The sequence below is a fragment of the Leptospira mayottensis 200901116 genome (assembly GCF_000306675.2).
Lineage (GTDB): Bacteria > Spirochaetota > Leptospiria > Leptospirales > Leptospiraceae > Leptospira > Leptospira mayottensis.
In genome coordinates this window covers 3,682,501-3,703,425 of sequence record NZ_CP024871.1, presented here as the reverse complement: position 1 = coordinate 3,703,425, position 20,925 = coordinate 3,682,501, and the positions used below count along the sequence as shown (strand labels likewise).

At 39.3% G+C, this 20,925-nt stretch carries 18 protein-coding genes and 1 pseudogene (1 of these 19 only partly in view); 7 read left to right on the top strand and 12 right to left on the bottom strand.

Annotated features, from left to right (window positions below; all coding sequences use genetic code 11):
* The 4 genes from LEP1GSC190_RS16985 to LEP1GSC190_RS16970 form a co-directional block, all read right to left on the bottom strand.
* Nucleotides 1-990, bottom strand: coding sequence for an ABC transporter ATP-binding protein (locus LEP1GSC190_RS16985; RefSeq protein ID WP_002749020.1), 990 nt, complete (start codon nucleotides 988-990; stop codon nucleotides 1-3).
* Nucleotides 987-2,030, bottom strand: a complete 1,044-nt coding sequence (locus tag LEP1GSC190_RS16980; RefSeq protein WP_002748993.1) for an ABC transporter permease — start codon at nucleotides 2,028-2,030, stop codon at nucleotides 987-989. The genes LEP1GSC190_RS16985 and LEP1GSC190_RS16980 overlap by 4 nt, the downstream gene beginning before the upstream one ends.
* Nucleotides 2,027-3,037: an ABC transporter permease subunit gene (locus tag LEP1GSC190_RS16975; RefSeq protein WP_002749004.1), complete on the bottom strand. Its 1,011-nt coding sequence runs from the start codon at nucleotides 3,035-3,037 to the stop codon at nucleotides 2,027-2,029. The genes LEP1GSC190_RS16980 and LEP1GSC190_RS16975 overlap by 4 nt, the downstream gene beginning before the upstream one ends.
* 110 nt (nucleotides 3,038-3,147) lie before the next feature.
* Nucleotides 3,148-4,260: a carotenoid 1,2-hydratase gene (locus LEP1GSC190_RS16970; RefSeq protein ID WP_002749031.1), complete on the bottom strand. Its 1,113-nt coding sequence runs from the start codon at nucleotides 4,258-4,260 to the stop codon at nucleotides 3,148-3,150.
* Here LEP1GSC190_RS16970 and LEP1GSC190_RS16965 point away from each other — a divergent pair.
* Complete coding sequence (locus LEP1GSC190_RS16965; protein ID WP_002749003.1) at nucleotides 4,259-6,496, top strand: hypothetical protein; 2,238 nt, start codon at nucleotides 4,259-4,261, stop codon at nucleotides 6,494-6,496. The genes LEP1GSC190_RS16970 and LEP1GSC190_RS16965 overlap by 2 nt on opposite strands.
* A gap of 488 nt (nucleotides 6,497-6,984) precedes the next feature.
* Here the strand turns inward: LEP1GSC190_RS16965 and LEP1GSC190_RS19955 are convergent, their stop codons facing one another.
* A complete protein-coding gene (locus LEP1GSC190_RS19955) occupies nucleotides 6,985-7,137 on the bottom strand; it encodes a hypothetical protein (protein ID WP_162882181.1) in 153 nt (50 codons plus the stop codon).
* 309 nt (nucleotides 7,138-7,446) lie between these two features.
* Here LEP1GSC190_RS19955 and LEP1GSC190_RS16960 point away from each other — a divergent pair, with 309 nt between their 5' ends.
* From LEP1GSC190_RS16960 to LEP1GSC190_RS16940, 5 genes are all read left to right on the top strand, one after another.
* The gene (locus LEP1GSC190_RS16960) at nucleotides 7,447-8,757 is read left to right on the top strand and encodes a 3-hydroxyacyl-CoA dehydrogenase family protein (RefSeq protein ID WP_002748999.1); all 1,311 of its coding nucleotides are present in this window, start codon (nucleotides 7,447-7,449) and stop codon (nucleotides 8,755-8,757) included.
* A 13-nt stretch (nucleotides 8,758-8,770) separates the two neighbouring features.
* The gene (locus LEP1GSC190_RS16955; protein ID WP_002748991.1) at nucleotides 8,771-10,036 is read left to right on the top strand and encodes an acetyl-CoA acetyltransferase; all 1,266 of its coding nucleotides are present in this window, start codon (nucleotides 8,771-8,773) and stop codon (nucleotides 10,034-10,036) included.
* Between the two features lie 2 nt (nucleotides 10,037-10,038).
* Nucleotides 10,039-10,476 (top strand): hypothetical protein, encoded by a 438-nt coding sequence (locus tag LEP1GSC190_RS16950; protein WP_002748982.1) that lies wholly within the window; start codon nucleotides 10,039-10,041, stop codon nucleotides 10,474-10,476.
* Nucleotides 10,477-11,080: 604 nt separating this feature from the next.
* The gene (locus tag LEP1GSC190_RS16945) at nucleotides 11,081-11,962 is read left to right on the top strand and encodes an LIC13305 family lipoprotein (RefSeq protein ID WP_002749008.1); all 882 of its coding nucleotides are present in this window, start codon (nucleotides 11,081-11,083) and stop codon (nucleotides 11,960-11,962) included.
* Nucleotides 11,963-12,277: 315 nt separating this feature from the next.
* Nucleotides 12,278-13,141, top strand: a complete 864-nt coding sequence (locus LEP1GSC190_RS16940; protein ID WP_002749051.1) for an LIC13305 family lipoprotein — start codon at nucleotides 12,278-12,280, stop codon at nucleotides 13,139-13,141.
* Nucleotides 13,142-13,424: 283 nt separating this feature from the next.
* On the opposite strand, the pseudogene LEP1GSC190_RS20495 reads toward LEP1GSC190_RS16940, so the two are convergent.
* Nucleotides 13,425-13,837, bottom strand: a pseudogene (locus LEP1GSC190_RS20495) (transposase family protein); the annotation flags it as partial.
* 297 nt (nucleotides 13,838-14,134) lie between these two features.
* On the opposite strand from LEP1GSC190_RS20495, the gene LEP1GSC190_RS16920 reads away from it, so the two are divergent.
* Entirely contained in the window at nucleotides 14,135-14,803 is a 669-nt protein-coding gene (locus tag LEP1GSC190_RS16920) for a hypothetical protein (protein WP_002749040.1), read from the top strand.
* A 188-nt stretch (nucleotides 14,804-14,991) separates the two neighbouring features.
* On the opposite strand, the gene LEP1GSC190_RS16915 is transcribed toward LEP1GSC190_RS16920, so the two are convergent.
* The 6 genes in view from LEP1GSC190_RS16915 to LEP1GSC190_RS16890 are tightly spaced (at most 1 nt apart) and all read right to left on the bottom strand, a layout consistent with a single transcriptional unit that may run on beyond the window.
* Entirely contained in the window at nucleotides 14,992-15,414 is a 423-nt protein-coding gene (locus LEP1GSC190_RS16915; protein WP_002748987.1) for an acyl-CoA thioesterase, read from the bottom strand.
* A gap of 1 nt (nucleotide 15,415) precedes the next feature.
* A complete protein-coding gene (pheS, locus tag LEP1GSC190_RS16910; protein ID WP_002749028.1) occupies nucleotides 15,416-16,441 on the bottom strand; it encodes a phenylalanine--tRNA ligase subunit alpha in 1,026 nt (341 codons plus the stop codon).
* Complete coding sequence (locus tag LEP1GSC190_RS16905) at nucleotides 16,438-17,835, bottom strand: UDP-N-acetylmuramate--L-alanine ligase (protein WP_002749030.1); 1,398 nt, start codon at nucleotides 17,833-17,835, stop codon at nucleotides 16,438-16,440. The genes pheS and LEP1GSC190_RS16905 overlap by 4 nt, the downstream gene beginning before the upstream one ends.
* The gene (locus LEP1GSC190_RS16900; protein ID WP_002748989.1) at nucleotides 17,832-18,449 is read right to left on the bottom strand and encodes a hypothetical protein; all 618 of its coding nucleotides are present in this window, start codon (nucleotides 18,447-18,449) and stop codon (nucleotides 17,832-17,834) included. The genes LEP1GSC190_RS16905 and LEP1GSC190_RS16900 overlap by 4 nt, the downstream gene beginning before the upstream one ends.
* The gene (locus tag LEP1GSC190_RS16895) at nucleotides 18,446-19,546 is read right to left on the bottom strand and encodes a hypothetical protein (RefSeq protein WP_002749035.1); all 1,101 of its coding nucleotides are present in this window, start codon (nucleotides 19,544-19,546) and stop codon (nucleotides 18,446-18,448) included. Before LEP1GSC190_RS16895 ends, LEP1GSC190_RS16900 begins: the two co-directional genes overlap by 4 nt.
* A protein-coding gene (locus LEP1GSC190_RS16890) for a Gldg family protein (RefSeq protein ID WP_002748995.1) crosses the window boundary here: on the bottom strand, nucleotides 19,543-20,925 show its 3' portion. 627 nt of this gene lie beyond the right edge of the window; the window shows 1,383 of its 2,010 coding nt (coding positions 628-2,010); the start codon falls outside the window, past its right edge; its stop codon occupies nucleotides 19,543-19,545. Before LEP1GSC190_RS16890 ends, LEP1GSC190_RS16895 begins: the two co-directional genes overlap by 4 nt.

Genomic DNA, 20,925 nt, shown 5'->3' with positions numbered 1-20,925 from the left:
TTATTCCCGATTTTTTTCCAAGAAGCAAGCTGAAAGATGCGGTTCTCCGTTAGAATGTATAGAAAACAATTTCGGTTTATTTTCTTTGCATAAACTCATTACTGCCTGGCAACGAGTAGAATAATGACATCCGATAGGATACTGGTCTGGAGAAGGAACAATTCCTTGAATAGGCTGTAGATCTTCGACGGACTTTGCAAGAGACGGAATCGATCGAAGTAGATCTTTCGTATAAGGATGTTTAGGCAAATCAATTACGGAGTCTGCGTCTCCGATTTCAGCGATTCTTCCCGCATACATGACTGCGATCCTATTTGCGATTGTTCCCACGAGTCCAAAATCGTGCGAAATGAATAAGATGGACATTTTGTTCTGTTTTTGGAGATCCAAAAGAAGTTCAACTAACTGCGCCTGAATAGTTACGTCGATTGCGCTCGTGGGTTCATCCGCGATGAGCAGGTTCGGGTTGCACATGAGGGCCATTGCGATGCTGATTCTTTGTAAGATTCCGCCGCTCATCTGATTCGGATAAGAATATAATCTTTGTTTAATATCAGTAATTCCCACTGAAAAAAGGAGAAATTCCGCTTTTTCTAAAGCTTCTTTCCGATTCGGAGAAATATGCATTAAATATGCTTCGATCATTTGATCTTGAATCTTTAATAAAGGATTCAGAGCGGCAAAGGGTTCTTGAAAGACATAGGAAATCTCCTTTCCGCGGATCTTTCTCATTTCCTCCGAAGAAAGTTTTAGAAGATCCTTTCCTTGATATAGAATTTCTCCGGATTTCACTTTTGAAATATTAGAGGGAATTAATCTTGTTAGTGCAAGAGAAGTGAGCGACTTACCACAGCCGGATTCTCCGACAAGAGATAAAATTTCCCCCTGTTTTACTTCGAAATTTAGATCCTGAAGAACGGGAAGCCATCGATTTTCAGAAAGAAGGTCGAGTGAAAAATTCTTAATTTGAAGTAAGGGAAGAATGGTCATTCGTATACCGCTTTTTCTCTAGAATCAAAAGAATCTCGTAAACCCTCTCCGACGAACGAGGTAAATAGGATCGTTAAAAAAAGTGCCGTAGAAGGGAATGTAATCAACCACCAAGCGCTAAGCCGTTCTCTTCCTTGTCCGATCATCTCTCCCCAGGAAGGGTTTGGTGCGGGAATTCCGTAACCAAGGAAGTCTAACGCGCTTAAGATGGAAATCGATGCGACCAATGTAAACGGTAAAAAAGTTATCAAAGGAGTAATTGCATTGGGGAGAATATGTCGAAGCATGATTCGAAACGAACTGACCCCTAAAGCTTTTGCGGAATCGACATAAGTCAATTGTTTGAGTTTATAGAATTCTCCACGCATGTAATACGAAATTCCGATCCAACTCAATGCGCCGTATGTAACCAGAAGAACCATAAACCCTCTGCCGAAAAATGCTCCGACAATCAGTATTAAATACAAAAAAGGAATCGCGGAAAAAATTTCTGTGATCCTCTGCATCAGGATATCCGTTTTTCCTCCAAAATAACCTTGTATTCCTCCGATTAAAGTTCCCATTGTTAATTCAAGAAAAACTAATATAAGACCGAAACTCAGAGCGTTTCTATAAGCGTAAAAAACTCTTGTGAAAACGTCTCTGCCTCTATCGTCCGTTCCGAGCCAGTGTTTTCGATTCGGCGAAGAAGGCGGAGTCTCTCCTTCTTCCAAACTTTCAAGGTTGTCTTCGTTGTATCCGTAAGGAATTGGAGCGAAAAGGATCCAATTGGAACCTGATACAAAATCTTCTCTTCGGGAAATTTTTTTGTAGTTCGGAGGAGTTAGATTTTCGCTTCCGAAGGTGGATTCCGGATAAAAAAAGAAAATAGGAAAATACCATTTGTCTTGGTAGCTTACGATTAAAGGTTGATTTGTGGCGATGAGCGGAGCAATCAGGGAAATTGCATAAGAAATTACTAATATGTTTAAGGCATACCACGCTCTTTTGTTTTCTTTGAATTTTTGGAATCTTTTTTTAAATATCGGACTTAAGATCATTCGAACTGAATCCTCGGATCGATCAATACATAACAGAAATCTGATAGAACGTTTCCGGTTAACGAAAGAAGACTTTGTACGAGTAGAAGCCCCATCATCAAGTCCGTATCTCTCTCCGTCACTGCTTGAAAACTCAAAAGTCCCATTCCGTCTATGTTGAATACGAGTTCGATCACCAAAGATCCCGCGAAGATAAGGCTGAGATTATTTCCGAATCCGGTTGCGATCGGAATCAAAGAATTTCGAAAGGCGTGTTTGAAAATCGCTTCTTTGAAACTAAAACCTTTGGAAAGTGCAGTGCGGACATATTCTTTTGAGACTTGGTCCAAAAGAGAATTCTTCATAAGTAACGTGAGAACAGCGAACGAACCGGAAACGTAACAGATTACCGGAAGGAACATGTGTTCGATTCGATCCACAATTTTCTCCCAAGGGGAAAAAGATTCGTAATCGTCTGAAACTTCGTGACCTAAAGGAAAGATCGATAACAATTCTCCTGAAGCGAAGGTATAAAGAAGTAAAACAGAAAATGCGAATATGGGAATGGAATATATGATCAAGATAATTCCGCTGGACGTGATATCGAAGCGTTCTCCGTTTCGAAGCGCTTTTGAAATTCCAAGTGGAATACATATGAGATAAGAAAGTAAAAACCCCGAGAGACCGAAGGTCAATGATACTGGGAGTTTTTCCAAGATCAGGTCCGATACTTGTCGTGTGTGGAGCCTGGATTCTCCCAAATTGAAGACGAGAATTTCTTTGAGCCAGTAAAGATACGCGATTCCTACGGGCTTGTCTAAGTGTAATCTTTTTTTGATGATATCAATTTCTTCTTCCGAAATCGTTTTCGCGTTTCCACCCTGAGAATTTGCATAACCTCGAATCTTTGCGATCTCAGTTTCAAGAGGACCACCCGGGGCAAAATGAGAAATTAAAAAAACGATAAATGTCATTCCTAATAATGTGGGAATGATCAAAAGAAGTCGTTTTAGGAAATATTTTTTCATTACGTTTCCGGTTCCGAAAAACAGTTTCGACGAATTAGATCTTATGACAAAGCCTTTTTCGAAAAAGTATTTCAATTGTTAAGAGAAATGAATCAATTTATTTTCGAATCTTAATCTCGGGTTCCTTTAAGTTCCAAATAGCCGGTTCCACGAACGAATTTTCCGGCTCGAGTTCCTTGAACTTTTACGGCACCTTCCCAATAACTTAATCCTGTGGTGATGCGAGAATCGAATTCTTGGTCTTCGAAAAAAGGTTCGATTCTAAGATCTAATTTTGATTCTCTTTGAGAAACATGAGTATAAAGATTCCATACTAGTGGATATTTCTGATTTGTTCTTGGACTTTTCCAGAAAGAAGAATCATGTATAAGTGTAATGTCTCCTTCTTGTTCGAAATATGTTTTTTTTCCGGATTTTAAACGAATGGTTCCGAAACTTTCGGAAGGAGAATGCGAAGTTTCTCTAAAATTAAAAGCCATAATACTACTTCCGTCTTCGAGTTGAATGCAAATCCAATCCCAAGAATTGGATTTGTCCGAGAGCTTGGTTTGTCGAGTGGAATCAAAAGGGCTGCTCCATTCATGATCCATCCAAGAATTTCCGCTTTCGATTTGGATTTTTTTTCCATCTAAAGTTAATTCTCCCTTGGTGGAAAGGCCGGGGATGCTGTAGTAATAAGAATAGAGATCTGGATTTTTCCTGCTTTTGATCGATTTGCCTTGATCTCCGTGTAAAAGAAGGTCTGAGTTTTTGCCGCTTAAAAATAGATCCAAAGAAAGTCCGGAAGAATGTTTCGGTTTTGCGATCAGATGAAATTTCGTTTTCCCTTCAATTTTGAGGATAAAATCTCCGCTAAAGATTTGTTTTGAATCGTATCCTGCCATTCCGCCTAACTTACGTTCTATGGTTTGTGCGATTTTGTGTTTTTTATTTTCCAAATCGGATATCGCAAAATGAACCGGAAATGCTTCCCTATTTTTTCCGAAAATTCCTTTAAAAAAGCTAAGTTCGTATCCGTATTTTTTTCCTTCCGAAGATTGGAGAATTCCGACAAAGTAACACCATTCCACTTTGTATTTTGGATGGAAAGAGTGATCTTTGGGAAAAAGGAAGGAACGATCGTCTGCTTGAAGAGTAAAAAAAATCGGAAATAAAAGGTAGATTCCGATTAGACGATTGACCTTGATTTGAAAAAAGTTGTAATGATTTTTCCTAGAGATCATGCAATTTCTTGATAACATCCGCTCTTCCAAGTTTTTAATTCTGGGACTTTTTTTACCGCAGTTCGTTATTTTAGGAATCTATTTCCATAAACTCTATTTGAAATTTATATCATTCTGCCCTAACCAGAATTTTTTAACTTGGGATCCCGATGCAAGACTGGTTACTTCGATTCGGTTTGCGGAAGCGTTTCGATCTTTTGATCTGGTCGCGGTCGTTCGATTGATCTTTGATTCTCCTACTTGGCCCGTGTTGAGAAATTTTCCGGAAGCTTTGATCCTACTTATATTCGGTCCGGGAGGAACTCCTGTTTCGCTTTTTACTTTTGGAGAATTGATTTTACTTTTTCTGATTGTTCCTTGGGTTTTATTTCGTTTTAGCAAACAGAAAAATCGAATCGTACTCACGTTTTTGTTTCCTATCGTTTGGGCTGGTTTATTACAGAATCCCGGATTTATGCATTATTCTTTTTCGGGAATGTTGGAAATTCAAGGGGGATTATTTTTTCTTCCTGCGGTTCTTGCTTTTTGGGAATTACAAAGGTATTGTTTGGATGAAGTAGAAATTTTACACCCCTCGCGAAGTCCTAATTCTCTTTTACAAGAAGATTCTAAACAAATCAATTCAGAATTCATATCTACGAAATCCATCCCGACGGATTCGTATTCTCCTTGGTTTTTATGTGTCAGCGTTAACCTTTTATTTCATACAAAATATCCATACGGTTATATTTTTATTTTCTTCGGCTGTTTGTTCTTGGTTACGTTTCGTTTTGATGAAACGAAACAATTCATATTCAAAATTTTGAATTTTTACGGATTATTTCTGAACGAAAATTCCCTTCTTCAAAACAGGTTGGAACGTAACGATTCAGCTTTTTCTATAAAGTCGGAAAAAGAAAATTCAGATTTTTCTCTGAAAAATGTTTCAGAAAAAAAGAATTTCGATTCTTTAGAGAAAAATAGTTCCGAAAAAACAAAGTCTGTTTTTTTAAAGGAAAACTTTTTTAAAAGGATCAAATGGGACGCTTTGATCCCGATCGGATTTGCGATTTTGTTGATTCTAGTCTCGATGATTTTTTCCAAGGAAACTTTACCCGGAAAAACTAAAGCGTATCTGCGTTACGCGGGAGTTTTGATTTTTTGGATCAGTATCAATTTCGCTGTTTGGAAAGTTTTTTATGGATTACGAAAAACGGATGAAGATATTCCTACTTTGCAGTTTACGGATCATCTAAAGAGTTCGGTTTCGTACCCTGAAGTACAATCCGTAAAGATCGATTTGACGATTCCCGGTCGTTCGGTTAGTCGAAACTCCGACGTTGAAAAAAATTTTTCCACTTGGAAGTATTTCTGGACTTACGTGATTTTTCCAATCGGATCTTGGATTTTGATCCATCCTGATCGATTTTTAAGTTCCAGCAGTACAATCCAACATATACAGGGCGTGGGTTTAATGCCAGGCCAAAGTGAAGATTCGATTTTCAGTTTTACATACTTCCACGAGATTTTGGATAATTCTTTTTATGCGCCTTACGGTGGGTGGGTTTTGTTTGTTGGTTTGATTTTGGGGATTATTTTCGGAGTTTTTCATTGTTGGAAAAATCATGAAGTTAGCGCTTCTTTCTTTCTCTTTTTGTCTGTGTTTGTTTCAATTTTTGGGCTGACTTTGATGACGCCGAATCACCAAGCTCGGCATATCTATCATCTTTATCCCGCCTTATTAATCGCGATCTGCATTTTTTGTTACGAAAAATTCTCCGATGGGCGGACAAGAATTTTATCTTATTTTGTATATTCTATATTTATGATATTTACATTGGGATATTGGAGTTGGAAGTGTTCTGACATTTGGGAGAGAACTAATCTTTGTTTTTCAGGAACTGATCGTAGTTTATTTTTTACTGCGGAAGATGCGGAGTCTGTTTTTTTGAAAACGGTAAATCGTTCTTCCGTCTTGTGGAATTTGCTTCCATTGGAGCATCACAATCGTCCAGATATCATGCTTTCCTTTTATCGAGCGGGTTTTTATAACCGTCAAGAAGTGAGAGAAAAAAATAAAAAAGAGGAATTCGATCTTCAAAAGATTCGAATCTCGGGAAGTAACTGGTTTATAGTGACAGATAGATGTGATGAGAATCGTATCGGAATTTCTTTTGAGGAAATCAGAAAATCCGTTTTGGAAGCCGATTGGAATTTGGTTAGAGGGGCTTGTATTTTAAAATTGGGCGGTAAATGATACTTTTTAAAAGTCCTGCATCAATTTTAAAACTTCATTTTTATATTATATACTAATTTCTTAAAATTAAAATCTTGGGAAAGCTTTCTCGATAACATTTTGAACAATATTCAATTTAAAAAGCACTTAGATTTGTCTTGGAAAAATTAGGAGGCTCTTTGGAAAAGAATATTTTGAAATTGATAACTGTTTGTATGATTATCATCGCATTCAATGCCTACAAAGTAAACGACTAAGAAGGAGATGATATAACTACATTTTCGGGCAGAAGCGATCTCTCACCTCTCTTCGACTACACCTATATCCATCGCAGCGCGTTAAGCAAAGACTGAAGAACCTTTCCCCATATAAGAAGGAGATGGCTTGAAGAGCTTAAAAGAGTTTGTTCACGTATTTTCCAGAATGCCCCTACAATCCAATGAATTTTTCGGAATACTCGGCATGCTGTGCGTATTCCGGAGTACAGACCAAAAAACCTCGTAATATTTTTACGAATTTTGAAAAATTCTCCATTCCGGCTCGGGACTAAAACGGGTAAAATCGCCTAACTCCAAAAAGGCGACGATCTTTATTTCGGACGAAATCGGTCGGATTCGATTCGAATACTTTCCGATATGGACAAAATTCTCATACGCGATCATTAGAATGGAATCCGTAAAAATCAGTTTGAAAAAGTAAGATTTTAAACGAGAATAATCCGAAAAGTAGTTTCGAAATTCAATTGACTTTTCACCCCGATTTCAACACCCATCATTTCCGCCTGATTTTTTGTGACGAACAAAAACTTGTCACAAATATTGTTTTTAGTCTTTCATAATCCTCTAAGCAGAACATTCGTTCTGTTTTAGAGGATTTCCATACTTAAGCGGCGTGAAAAAAACTTTCCTCCCCGCCCGGTTGTTTTAAACAGGTCCTATTCCATTGGGAAATCCAAGAATTGGTATAGTTTCATGAGAGAAATAAAAACAGTAACAGTATTGGGCGCGAACGGTACCATGGGCGCCGGATCAGCGGCAATTGTTGCCTCATTCGGAAAGGCAAAAGTTCACATGCTCGCAAGGGATACAAACAAAGCGAAAGAGGGAATTGAAAAAGCGATCGGCTCTGTTAAAACCGATACAATCCGACCAAGACTCATCCCAGGCTCGTATGATGCGGATTTGGAAAAGGCAGTCTCGGAATCCGATTGGGTTTTTGAACTTGTTGCGGAAAGTTATGAAGTAAAAGAACCGATCAACAAAAGAATTGCAAACGCGAGAAAACCGGGAACCATTGTTTCCACTGTTTCCTCCGGTCTTTCGATAGAAAGACTTTCCAAAGCGTTCGACGAAGACGGACAAAGGCATTATTTCGGAACTCATTTCTTTAATCCTCCTTACAAAATGATTCTTTGTGAATTGGTTTCTCACAAAGGATCAGATAAGAAAGTTCTCAAACAACTCGGAGAGTATCTGGAAAAGGTTTTAGGCCGTGCGGTTGTTTATACAAACGATACTCCTGCATTTGCCGGAAATAGAATTGGGTTTCAGCTTATCAACGAAGTCGCTCAAATCGCTGAAAAGTATTCCGATAAAGGCGGAATTGCTTTGATGGATACGATTATGAGCGGCTACACGGGAAGAGCGATGGCTCCTCTGGATACGGCGGACTTCGTAGGTTTGGATGTTCACAAAGCGATCGTGGATAATCTCTATGAAATGACAAAGGATGCTGCTCATTCTACTTTTAAAATGCCTGGTTACTTCCAAAAGCTCATTGATAAAGGCGATCTAGGAAGAAAAGCGGGCGGTGGACTTTACAAGATGTCCAAAACTCCGGACGGTAAGAAGGAAAAATTAGTCTATAATATAGGCGCTGATCTGTACGAGCCGGTTCCTAGGTTCGAGATTGATTTTATTCGTCAGGCGAACAAAAAAATTTCCGAAGCGGATTACACAGGCGCAATGAACATCGTAAAAGAAGCGAAAGGTTTTGAAGCGGACCTCGCGAGATATTTTATCGCAAGATACGTTAGTTACTCTCTATCAATCGTAGGCGAAGTCGTAGATACGAAAGAAATGGCGGACCTCGCGATGGGAACGGGATTCAACTGGGCTCCCGCTTCCGCATTTGTGGATTTTTTAGGTGGGCCTAAGGATACGATTCAATTGATCGAAAAAGCAAAACTTCCGGTTCCTGAAGTATTAGCAAAAGCGAAACCAGGAAAGCCATTTTACGAGTTGAAGGAAAAGCTGGATGCTCGTTCACTTTTCAAAGGATAATTAGGGGGTCAACATGAGCGATAAAATTTACGTCCTCGGCGGGGAACAAACTGATTTTCAAAGAAACTGGACCAAAGAAGGAAAGACCTTCATGTCCTTAATGCGCGAAGCCGTTCAAGACGGACTCGTGGCCGTCGGAATTACTCCCGATGAAATTAAAAAACTGAATAAACAAAATCGAATCGGAATTTTCGTAGGAAACTTCGACGCGGAACAATACGCAACTCAAGGTCACTTGGGTGCGTTCTTAACCGAAGTCGATCCTGCTTTCTACGGAATTCCGGGCGGACGTTTTGAAGCGGCTTGCGCTTCCGGATCCATCGCACTTGATGCGGCTGCGACAAAAATCCGTGCAAAGGACTATGACGTTGCAATCGTTCTCGGAATCGAGATTATGAAAACCGTAAGTTCTTCCGTAGGTGGAGACTTTTTAGGAACCGCGGCATACTACGAAAAAGAAGCGAAAGGAGTTCAATTTCCTTTCCCGAAACTTTTCGGAAAACTTGCGGATGTAATTCTCGAAAGATACAAACTTCCGGAACAAAGATTTATGGGAGCGCTTGCTGAAATTTCAAGAATCAACTACGACAACGCAAAGAAAAATCCGAAAGCACAGACTCGTTCTTGGTTCATGAACAAGGAACACGCAAACGCAAGAGGCGGAGAATACAATATGGCCGTGGGTGGAAGACTTTGCATCACCGATTGTTCTCAAGTTACCGACGGTGCGGCGATGGTTGTTCTTGCGAATAAATCCTATACCGAAGAATACGCTAAAAAGAGAGGAAAGAAAGTTTCTTCCATTCCAAGACTGAAAGGTTGGGGACATAGAGTGGCTCCGATCACTTTTGAAGCGAAGGTCGCCGAGTCGAAAGGAGATAAATACATTCTCCCTTGGACCAGACAAACCGTAAAAGACGCTTACGAAAGAGCGGAACTCGGAGTAAAAGACATCGACGTTTTTGAAACTCACGATTGTTTTACTTCTTCCGAATACGCAGCGATTTCTGCATTTGGAATCGCTCAACCAGGAAAAGAACACGAAGCAATCGAAGACGGCGTCATCGACATTAAAGGTAAAAAACCGATTAATCCGTCCGGTGGACTTATAGGAGTTGGACATCCCGTGGGTGCTTCCGGGGTTCGAATGATGCTCGACTTGTACAAACAAGTAACCGGAACCGCTGGAAATTACCAAGTGGAAGGCGTTAAGAACGGACTAATGTTGAATATCGGCGGGTCCGCAACGACTAATGTAGTGTTCATCGTAGGAAAATAAAAATGAGTTTAAAGACTGCGAAAGATTGGAATCAGTTTCTTCTAAGGTTATTTATCGCTTTCGGTTTTTGGGAAGTGATCTCCGTACCGCTTCGCAGTCTTTTGTTTTCTCGTTTTTACTATGATTCTACCTATAAAAACTTTTTCCAATCTGTTGGAATGATCTTATGGGTAGGACCGATCCTTGCTGATCTCGTTCAGGTTTTCTTTTTGGGAGTTTTAGTCCGGCTTGCAAAGGATTCGCTTCCAGTGGGAATTGTGGGCGGATTGTTAGTTGCGATCTGTTTTTCTCTCGCGGCTTATGTCGGACCTGCGATTTCTATATTAAATTTTGTGAATGTTTTGCCTAGTTTAATCGTTTGGCTCTGGGTTTTTTCTCAGTTTTTGCTGACGTTATTAGCTTCTCTGATTTTGACTTATTCTTCCGACGAAGAACTTTAAATTGGAGAATTTCTCTTCTTCGGTTTAAAATGAAGGCTCAGGAGTCGAGCTTTCAAATAATTCATAATAAAATGTGAACACATAGAATTAAACTTGGGCGGCCCCGCCAATCGACTTACAAACGTAAGTTTGAATGGAATCAGGCGGGACCGGGCTCTCAGCTTTGGTCAAGTTATTGAAAACTCGAATCAAAATTAGATAACATTTTTCTAAAACCCTATACTTGATCTGCCGAATGACCGTAGGGAATAAGGCGGCCAAAAGCCGCAGAGCGAAAGCGTTGGTTCACGACCTAGTCGTGAATCCGTCGGTCCCTGCCGCGACGACCCTTACATTGAGTTTTCTCCGAGTGAACCATAGATATCTAAGGCTATCAATTTCTTCTCCATCCAATTAGCTGAGACCGAAGAATGTAGGAACCTTCCACAGATTACATGGAGGGTTCTCGATCGTTCAAATAGTATGCTTTGTTTTTAAGACTTATGGAGTTCTCATTATAATCTGAACTCTTTTGCCCGAGTTTTTTCAGGATTCTTGGCACACAATAGAACGATCATTTCGTTATCCTATTGAGATGTTTTGAAAAACATCCGGGGTAAAATCCATGAGAATGAACGTAAAATTAGTTTTAAATCTTTTGTTTGTCTTTATCTTCCTTTCCTCTTGTTCCACTAAAAAAGAGGATAAAAATACTTCTGGTCTTCTTTTATCTTTATTATTTCAAGATCGGGTTGAAAACTACGATCGTGACGTTCAAATCATAACGCACACGATCGTATCATCTCCCTTTGTTTCCTACGATACCAACTATTCCGACGAAGATTTAAACTATTATAAAGATCTCGTAACAGCTGAAATTGCAAGGTATCCAAGAGGATATTTTATCAAAGCTCGAGCGGAAAAAATAATATTCACTCGAAATCTCACTATAAATTCGCTTGGTGCTGCAGGAGGTCTATCAAGACCGAGTGAAAATATTATATTTTTAGACGTTCAGGACGGGATAAAATCCAGATCAGAACTAACTCCTCTAAATTTTAACTATAATTTTGACTATTATAGTGCAGCCAGATTATCAAAGGTAATACACCATGAACTTACGCATAGTATGGATGATACAATGGGATACTGGTGGGGTCCAAAATGGGAATCGTTAAATCCGCCTTCCTTTCAATATGGAAGCTACCAATATGGTTCCAGTCCTCGTGCTTTGGGTCCGATCCCCCCTAGATTAACACCATTTTGGAATCCCATAGACGGTTTTGTGAGCGAATATGCCACAACTAATTTTGCCGAAGATAGAGCGGATATCGGCGGTGCAATTCAAGGGCGTCAATTTTCGTATTTAAACCAAATTTGTGCAGTCGATCCGATCGTTGCCGCCAAAGTGCGTCTGACGATCGATGAAATGAACCGTTTTTGGCCCTATCCTGGAGCGGAGAACACAGCCTGGAAACGTAGATTCACTGAGATTCAATGTAATTGATCGAATTCGTTAATGAAAACGAAACGACATTATACGTCATCGACCGACTTCCTTCCGCGACGACCCGTAGGGGACTCAAAGGATTCACTTCTTTTGTTTCGATTTAAGCCAAGATCAAAAAATGCGGGAACTATCACAGATTCCATTGAATAGAAACGATCACTCGGAAAAGTTTTCTTTTTTTGAAGACTCGTCGGAGTTCTCATTATAATCTGAACTCTTTTGCCCGAGTTTTCTCAGGATTCTTGGCACACAATAGAACGATCATTTCGTTATCCTATTGAGATGTTTTGAAAAACATCCGGAGCAAAATCCATGAGAATGAACGTAAAATTAGTTTTAAGTCTTTTGTTTGTCTTTAACTTCTTATCCTCTTGTTCCACTAAAAAAGAGGATAAAAATACTTCTGGTCTTCTTTTATCTTTATTATTTCAAGATCGGGTTGAAAACTACAATCGTGACGTTCAAATTATAACACACACGATGGTACCATCGGCCGGGGTTTCTTACGATACTAACTATCCCGATGAAGATTTAAGCTTTATAAAAGATCTTATTGAAACTGAAATCGCAAGGTATCCAAAAGGATATTTTATCAAAGCCCGCGCAGAAAAAATAGTATTCACCCGAAATCTCACTATAAATTCGCTTGGTGCTGCAGGAGGCCTATCAAGACCAGAAGATAATATTATATTTATAAACATTTCCGACGGGATAAAATCCCGCTCAATGACAAATCCTAACTTTTATAGTGCAAGTAGGTTATCAAAGACAATACACCATGAACTTACTCACAGTATGGATGATGTTATGGAATACTGGTGGGATCCAAAATGGGAATCGTTAAATCCGCCTTCCTTTCAATATGGAAGCTACGATTATTCTTCCTTCAATCCTCGTGCTTGGGGTGCGATCCCCCCTATGTTAACTCCATTTTGGAATCCGATAGACGGTTTTGTGAGCGAATATGCCACATCCAATTTTGCCGAAGATAGAGCGGATATCGGCGGTGCAATTCAAGGGCGTCAATTTTCGTATTTAAATGAAATTTGCACAGTCGATCCGATCGTTGCCGCCAAAGTGCGTCTGACGATCGATGAAATGAATCGTTTTTGGCCCTATCCTGGAGCGGAGAACACAGCCTGGAAGCGCAGATTCACTGAGATTCAATGTAATTGATCGAATTCGTTAATGAAAACGAAACTACGTTAGACACTATCAAGCGGCTACCTTTTGCATCGGACTTCTATTTCCGAACCGGGTGACCTTTTTAAATTTTTCTTCGAAAACCGTTCCGTCAGAATGGATTAGTTTTCCTGGCCCATTGCCAGATCGTTTAGAGATATTTTTCTTCAGGTTTTGAAACGCTCTAAGTTTGTAATAGAGGGTGGAAATTTCCCGCAGATTGGTGATTTATGGATTTTCTAACGGATTTTATCGTTGGAACATTCTCGTAGGAGTTCCTACATCTGAGGTTTTGGTACAAGTTCTTATGAGAATGGATTCTTCTGTTGTCGCATACTTTGAGAACCTAGAATCAATGAAAAATATTCCGGAACACTTTCCCATACAAGTATTGGATAGAAAGAAGGGTATGACAGATAACGCGCTAGGCATCAGTTTAATAAAACGATTGTAACTTACTACTTTTGGAAATTCGGACTTCAGATTCTTTTTTATTTCTATCAAATAATAATTTTTTAAATTCTCTATAATGAGAAGGATGAGAATCAACCACGATTGTTGCTACCTCATTCAGACTTAGCTGAAATTTACGGTTTGTTTTTCGCACTACGGGACTCAATGTTTTCACGTTCCAGTTCATTTTTCGTTGTGTATATTATCTATTGCACAAAATATTGATGTCAGATTCATATTTAACCCCCTTTTGCTAAAAGATCGGTTCAATATATGATCTGGCGTTTTTAAGTACAAGATCTTTCTCTTTTTTACACCTTACGCCGAACTCACTTTAAATAAAAAAATAAAAAGACTTTCTATGAATTTATTGTTTGGCTTTCCTATTTTATGCGGTTTACGCATTTTCGGAACTACATTTATAGCGAGTTTTTTGATTTATGCAGTTCACTGCATATATAACGCCGGGATAGCCACCGCTCTAATAGATCCACAACCGATTATCAGGCATGAGGTGGCGTTAGACCTGCACCTTTGGGACCACGATACAATCAAAAGATATCAGTTATAAACTCAAAAATACCGTTAGCATATTCGGATCTATTTGATGTAATTGGAGAGCCTATATGTGCTGCTCAAACGGGGTATGATTACGGCGTCTCTTCCATGTCGATTACCGAAATTTGTTTTTTGAGACTCTCCGCCAAAGATGCAAACTGGATTCGCGAAAAATTCAGGAATTTGCCGCCTGGGAGAATTGCTCGATCCGAACGATCGTGGTGTCGAGCTTGGAAACAAATGATAGAGCCCAACGGTTTGAAGCTACATGATAATCCTTTGAAGCAAATAGATTCAGATGAACCAACTACTACTGAAGGCACTGTCTTTTTAAAGTGGTTAACCCTCCGACTGCTGATCAAACAGGTGAATCCAAATAATCTGATTCGTTATATGAAAGAAGGATCTTATTTTGCGGGAGAAGAACAAAGCAGAGTACTTCTTTTCATTCCTTACAACTTAGAAACCAAATATAGTAGAGGAGGAGGGTGTAGCACTAGCATGGGTCTCGGCGGTAGAACTGATTATTATATTCCGTCACAAGGTAACTTTCTATTTTTCATTAGAAGTTATTTTGCGCACTATATGCGATTTCGATTTCCGGTTGTAAATACTCTTATTACTGATCTCTATAAAATTGAGTAACGTTAATTTTATAGCAAAACACTGATCCCATGCAAAATATTAGGTATGTTATTACATAGTTATGAGTAATCCATCACCAAACAACAGTTTTACGACAAAGATACGGATCAGAGAAAGAAATTCTTTGTTTTACAAAAGAACAACGTAATAGTTCCTACAAACTCGCCGAGAATGCTGTACGCGGGGTTTCAACCTTCTTTACATTGTCTCTGAAATTCCTTCAGATCTTCCTCCAAAACTACTCGAACATTATGCGGAATTGGAATACTAGACTTGGTTGTGTGATCGAACGCAACTTGGACCGTTTTTGCAATTGCAAAAATGTATCCGGTGTTTGTTTCAACGATCTTAGATTGAAAATCCCAGGAACTGTTTCCGATCCGGGTCACACAAGTCTGGACTTCGACGGTGTGATGGATCTCGATGGATTTTTTAAGATCAATTTCGATTCTCGCAAGAATAAACGGAACATCAAATACATCTTTCACGTTAAAGCGACGTTTACAATAGTCCACTCTTCCGATCTCAAGATAAGAAACAAAAACAGAATTACTAACATGAGCAAATGGATCCATGTCCATCCATCGAGTCTGAATCGGAGTAAAAATCATCTTAGAATTGTTTTAAAAATCTAAGGTTACCCGATTGGAAGTAACGGATATCGTGGATTCCGTATCGCATCATTACAAGTCGATCGAGCCCGAGTCCGAACGCAAAACCGGTCCATTCTTTCGGATCGAGTCCCGCATGGGAAAGAACATTTGGATGAATCAAACCGCAGGGTAAAAGTTCCAACCAGCCCGATTGTTTACAAACCGGACAACCTTTCCCTTCACACACAAGACAATTGATATCCAATTCGAAACCGGGTTCCACAAACGGAAAATACCCCGGTCTCAATCTGGTTTTGATTTCCTTTTCGAAAATTCTGGAAAGAAGGACCTGCATCGTATCAATCAAATTCGCCGCGGAAATATCCTTTCCGACGACCATTCCTTCGATCTGGTAAAACGTATGTTCGTGAGACGCGTCCACTTCTTCGTAACGGAACACTCTTCCGGGCGCGATGATCCGAAAGGGAGGTTTCAATTTTCTTAATGTTCTTACCTGAATTGCGGAAGTGTGAGTTCTGAGAAGATTTCCGTTTTCCAGATAAAACGTATCCTGCATCTCCCTTGCGGGATGGTCTTCGGTAAAATTGAGGGCACCGAAGTTGTTAGTATCCGTTTCGATTTCGGGGCCATCCATGATGCTGAAACCCATCGATGCAAAGATGTCTTCGATCTCGTATTGAATCTGAGTGATCGGGTGAAGACTTCCATTAGAAGGGCTAGTGAGGGGGCGAAGGGCGTCGAAAAATTCGAATGCTGCCTGATTTTCAAAAAATTTTTTCTTTAGGGAAATCTTTGTTTCGGAAACGAAATTCTCAAGCTTTTTTGAAAGTTCGTTTGCTTTTTGGCCTATGGTTTTTTTTTCTTCGATGGAAAGTGAAGCCACATTTTTGAGAACAGTAGTTAGCTTTCCTTTTTTACCGATAAAATCGTTTTTATTTCTATCTAAATCTTCTTCGGATATGGAAGAGCCGATTTTTTGAATGGCTTCTTGATAAATGGAATCCAGTTCTTGAGATAAGTTCATAGATGTTTTCGAGCCAACTCAACGAGTCCAGGATATATACCGCCAAAAGAACCATTGGACATGGCTAGGATCAGAATTTTCTGTCCCGTAAATTGAGGAATCATTTTCTCAAGTTTTACAAGCAACTCCTGGGGATCCTTCGCATAAACTGGGATTGTTTTGGAGTTCTTCAAAAGTTTCTGAACAAGCTTTTTCACGTCCAAACGAGTGTCTTTTGAAACCTTCTTTATATTATGAATCTCGGTCAGAATGGTTAGATCGGAACCTATAAAAGAATATGAATATTCCTTCTGAAAAACGTTTCGGTGGGAAGTTGCGCTTCTTGGTTCAAATAAGGAAATAATTTTATGGCCTTGAAATCTTTTTTTGACTGCATGAATTGTTTCGTGCACTGCAACCGGGTGATGCGCAAAATCTTCCATCACGACTGCGGTCGAAGATTGGAAAAGAATGTCCTGTCTTCTTTTAACTCCCGGAAAGGAATCAATTGCTTTTGCGATTCCCTGTTTATAACCGGAAGGGTTTTGCGTTTTGAGAATTTCGGAACAAACACGAATTGCAACCTCTATATTTCTGTAATTATGATCTCCGAAAAGAACCGGATTTAGTTTTTGATCTCCCCAGAAAAGTTCTTGTTTTTTCCAAGTAAGAAAAGAATCTTTTCGATTCCACTCGAAGCCTTCCACTTTTGTAAACTTGACGTTTTGAATCATTTTTTTAAGAGAACCCGAACCATTCCAATAGAAAACTTTACCGTTTCCGGGAACCAAATTGATCAAACGTTTGAACATGGTTTCGATTGCGGAAATGTCGGGAAAAATATCCGCGTGATCAAAATCCAATGCGTTTAACACCGCATAAGTTGGTCTATAGTGTAAAAATTTCGAAGACTTATCGAAAAACGCGGTATCATATTCGTCCCCTTCGATGACAAAATAAGATCCGTTTCCAAGCTCGAACCCTGGAAAGCCGTCTTTACGAATTCCTCCGACAAACAAACCGGGCTCGATTCCATTCTCTTTGAGTATATGATGAATTAAGAATGTAGTGGTGGTCTTTCCGTGCGTTCCGGCGACAACGATCACTTTTTTTCCTTTGAGAAAAAATTCGCTGATAGCCGCAGGCATAGAAAGATAGTTTAGTCCTAAATTGAGCATCTCTTCGACTTCGGGATTTCCTCTGGAAATTGCGTTTCCCACGATGATCAAATCTTGGCCTTGGATCTTCTCGGCTTTAAATCCTTCGAAATAAGGAATATTCCATTCTTTTAATTTATCGGACATAGGCGGATAAATGCCCGTGTCTGAGCCGGAAATTTCATGTCCACTTTTCTGAAGCATATAAGCAAGATTGCCCATAGCGATCCCGCCGATTCCGATTAGAAAAATCTTCAATTGAGGATGGTCCTAACAAAATTGTAAACAACTGTTAAAAATAAAGTTCCCGTTAAAAAATACGCAGAACCGGATAAAAAGAATATTAGAATATCCTTATCATTCCAGTTTAGGACTTTTTTCAAACTTCGAATGGAAAGGGTGCAGGAGAAAATAAAAGAAATCGAGATAAAAACTGCCTGCAATGGGGAAGGCAAAATCCAAAATATAGAAGATGCGCTGAACGGAATAAACGAAACCAAAAGAATATTTGCGGGAGGAAGCATTTCTCCCTTGCTTCGATCGGTTTTTTTCATAAAGATCCGAAATATGTCTAACTGAGCGACCAAAAATAAAATCGTAGGATACATTATAAAGGAAAACACGACTCCGGAAAATAGATTCCATTCTCCCTCGTCATATCGAACAAAAGAAAGAATCGAAAAAACAAGGTTGGAAATAATTTTTGTCGTAGGTGCAAGAATCCAAAGAAGAAAATGGGTTCTTAAGATTTCGAAGTAACCGAAACCTCCCGCTTTTTGATAAAGATTAAAAGCATTTTCAGGAGATTGAAAAACTTCTTGAAGAAGCAGTGTTCTAACTTCGGAAAAATCTTGTTCTTTATTTATGATCATTTTTGAGGAGAAGGGATATTTGGGTTTTTAGGAAGTGAGTTTTGATTTACAGGTTCTTCTTTTTTTTGCTCAGCTTTTTCCAAATTCCCTACAACTTCTTTTAATCGCAAGAAACTATCTTCACGGATATAAAAAGGAGGTTCGGAAAATTTTCCGTTTATGATCCGAATTGTAGGTCTGTAGTCGGTGGAGTTGATATTCGTCTTCGGATAATAACGCAAAGTAATCCAATCATCGTTCGAAATTCGAATTTTAAGGGAAGCATCCGCAGGAACTTTAGTCAAATTATTGGCTACGGCATAACCTGCTCCGTTGAGATCATCCGGATATAACTCTACAAGTTGACTGATAACTTGATTGTTCCAAGAATTTCCTAGAGATTGTTCTAAAGAAATTGGTTTTCCGGAAAGTCTTCTCCAAAAATTTTTCTTAGTCATTTGGTCCTTGTAGGGATGGTTGTCGAGATGAAGGGTTTTTCCTTCTTCTTCCCAGATTGTTTCGGCTATGGATTCATCTCTTAGATTCACGAGTTGTTTTTGTCTAAATTCCGCGATTCCTCTCGTAAAACGATCCGAAGTGTTTCCTTGAACAATAAGAACCTCATTTCCTTCTCGGACGATTCTCGTGGAGTCGAAGGATTTCTTTTTGCCGATCCAAATTTTCTTCAGCAGTTTTCCGGAAGACTTCAAAAAAATCTGTGGAGAATTTTCATTTAACTGCAATGAGGCAGTAAACTCCCCATCCACGATTGGTTCGACACCTTTCGCTTTCAGAACGGAAAATTCTCGAAAAATATTTTCCGAGTTATAACCACCTTCAAATACTAAGTTTTCTCCAGTTTCAGCATCCTTAGAGTGAACCGTGAAAAAATAGGCGTTTTTTCTGATTCCTTTTTGTTTTTTAAAAACGATAGGCATCCGATAAAAAGCGGAGACATCTTCCCCTTCCCAAGAATCCTTAGGGGGTTGATATTCGATTTCGTCTATATCAATCTCCCAAACGGAAATTTCCGACTGATCTTCTTTTTTTTCCTCCAAAAAGAAAAAACTAAGAGCAAGAGCAACTAACGTAAAAAGAAGAAGGAATATCCGTTTCAAGATTCTTCACCTTCTCGTTTACGTTTTTGAATCAGAACAACAGAGGAAACGAACGCGATCAAACCCGGAAAAATAAACATTCCCAAAATCCAAACGACTCTCTTCTGAACCTCGGTTAGAGAAGCCGTATTGATTTCTTCTTTCTTCGGCTGAATAGAAGACAAAGAAAGATCCTGATACATCCAGGTAATCGAAGAAGTAGCGAGTTCGTAGTTCGTTCCGTAGGAAATAAACTGATCGGTGATCCAAGATGTTCCCGAAAAGATCACAATTCTACCTTCTTCTTTCGAATCGGTATCTTTACTTTTAGGAAGGTTTTCGCTTTCACCCTTTGGACTTGGAGTTAAGGGAGAATTCAGATTGTTCTGCGGATCCTGTTTGGAATTGTCCAAACCGGTTGAAGGGTTTTTCTGAGCGTTGGACGACTCGTTTTGGATCTTTGGAATTGTCTTCAAAATCATCCCGAGGATTACGTTCCTTTTTTCTTCTCCGTTATCCTGCTTTCCATTATTATTTTTATCTAATATAGATTCTCCACCGGATTCCATTAAAGGAAATGCTTCTAAATTTTTACCGCCGGGGTCGAGAGTCGTCTGTGGAACAAAGTAACCGGCAAATGGAAACACGGCCCCCATGTCCTTTCTACTTAAGGCTTCTTCGATCGGGTGCTTTCTAAAAGACTTTGCGAGAATCATTCCAGCTTGTCCCTGAACCTGGGAAAGAGGCCCTTTTTCAAATTCATAACCAGATTTTTCCAAAAGCCATTTAAAATTTTCCGTTCCTTTTGGATCGATCGTAATAAAAATTTTCCCTTTTTTCTTTTCGATAAAATCTAAAATGGCGGTTTGCGCTTCTTTCGAAAAAGCGACGGTCGGTCCCGCAATCATTAGAACGTCGGTATTTTCCGGAATCCGAGACGGCCAACCTTCCGCGATTCCGAGCCCTTTCACTTTAAAGTTTAGGAAACTTAAAGAGTTGGATAAAATTCCGATTTTTTCGTTCGGAAGATTCTGAAAAATCGAAGAGAACCTTTCTCCGTTGGATTGGGTAAAATAAATATTCTTTTCTTCGGTTGTAATGTTTACGATCGCTTGTACAATCTTACGTTCCAAATCTTCCAGATCACTTTTTTCTCGGATTGAAAGTCTTTGTTCAGCATATTGTTTTCCGCTTTCCGCCAAAGATTTTTTGGTTCTGAGGAGTATGATTCCATTCGACACCTGGCCAAATTCGGCAAGATCGTCCAGCTCTACGTCTGCATTGATAAAACGAATCTTAAACTGTGGACTTAAGGATTTCAATTGGTCCAAATAAATTTCCAGGTCTGGACGAATTCTTCTTAAAGAAAAGGAATTGGCCTTATCGCTTGCAGGGGAATT

Coding starts and splice junctions, on each gene's coding strand:
- LEP1GSC190_RS16985 (WP_002749020.1), bottom strand. CDS start 990: ATGACCATTCTTCCCTTACTTCAAATTAAGAATTTTTCACTCGACCTT.
- LEP1GSC190_RS16980 (WP_002748993.1), bottom strand. CDS start 2,030: ATGATCTTAAGTCCGATATTTAAAAAAAGATTCCAAAAATTCAAAGAA.
- LEP1GSC190_RS16975 (WP_002749004.1), bottom strand. CDS start 3,037: ATGAAAAAATATTTCCTAAAACGACTTCTTTTGATCATTCCCACATTA.
- LEP1GSC190_RS16965 (WP_002749003.1), top strand. CDS start 4,259: ATGCAATTTCTTGATAACATCCGCTCTTCCAAGTTTTTAATTCTGGGA.
- LEP1GSC190_RS16970 (WP_002749031.1), bottom strand. CDS start 4,260: ATGATCTCTAGGAAAAATCATTACAACTTTTTTCAAATCAAGGTCAAT.
- LEP1GSC190_RS19955 (WP_162882181.1), bottom strand. CDS start 7,137: ATGATCGCGTATGAGAATTTTGTCCATATCGGAAAGTATTCGAATCGA.
- LEP1GSC190_RS16960 (WP_002748999.1), top strand. CDS start 7,447: ATGAGAGAAATAAAAACAGTAACAGTATTGGGCGCGAACGGTACCATG.
- LEP1GSC190_RS16955 (WP_002748991.1), top strand. CDS start 8,771: ATGAGCGATAAAATTTACGTCCTCGGCGGGGAACAAACTGATTTTCAA.
- LEP1GSC190_RS16950 (WP_002748982.1), top strand. CDS start 10,039: ATGAGTTTAAAGACTGCGAAAGATTGGAATCAGTTTCTTCTAAGGTTA.
- LEP1GSC190_RS16945 (WP_002749008.1), top strand. CDS start 11,081: ATGAGAATGAACGTAAAATTAGTTTTAAATCTTTTGTTTGTCTTTATC.
- LEP1GSC190_RS16940 (WP_002749051.1), top strand. CDS start 12,278: ATGAGAATGAACGTAAAATTAGTTTTAAGTCTTTTGTTTGTCTTTAAC.
- LEP1GSC190_RS16915 (WP_002748987.1), bottom strand. CDS start 15,414: ATGATTTTTACTCCGATTCAGACTCGATGGATGGACATGGATCCATTT.
- pheS (WP_002749028.1), bottom strand. CDS start 16,441: ATGAACTTATCTCAAGAACTGGATTCCATTTATCAAGAAGCCATTCAA.
- LEP1GSC190_RS16900 (WP_002748989.1), bottom strand. CDS start 18,449: ATGATCATAAATAAAGAACAAGATTTTTCCGAAGTTAGAACACTGCTT.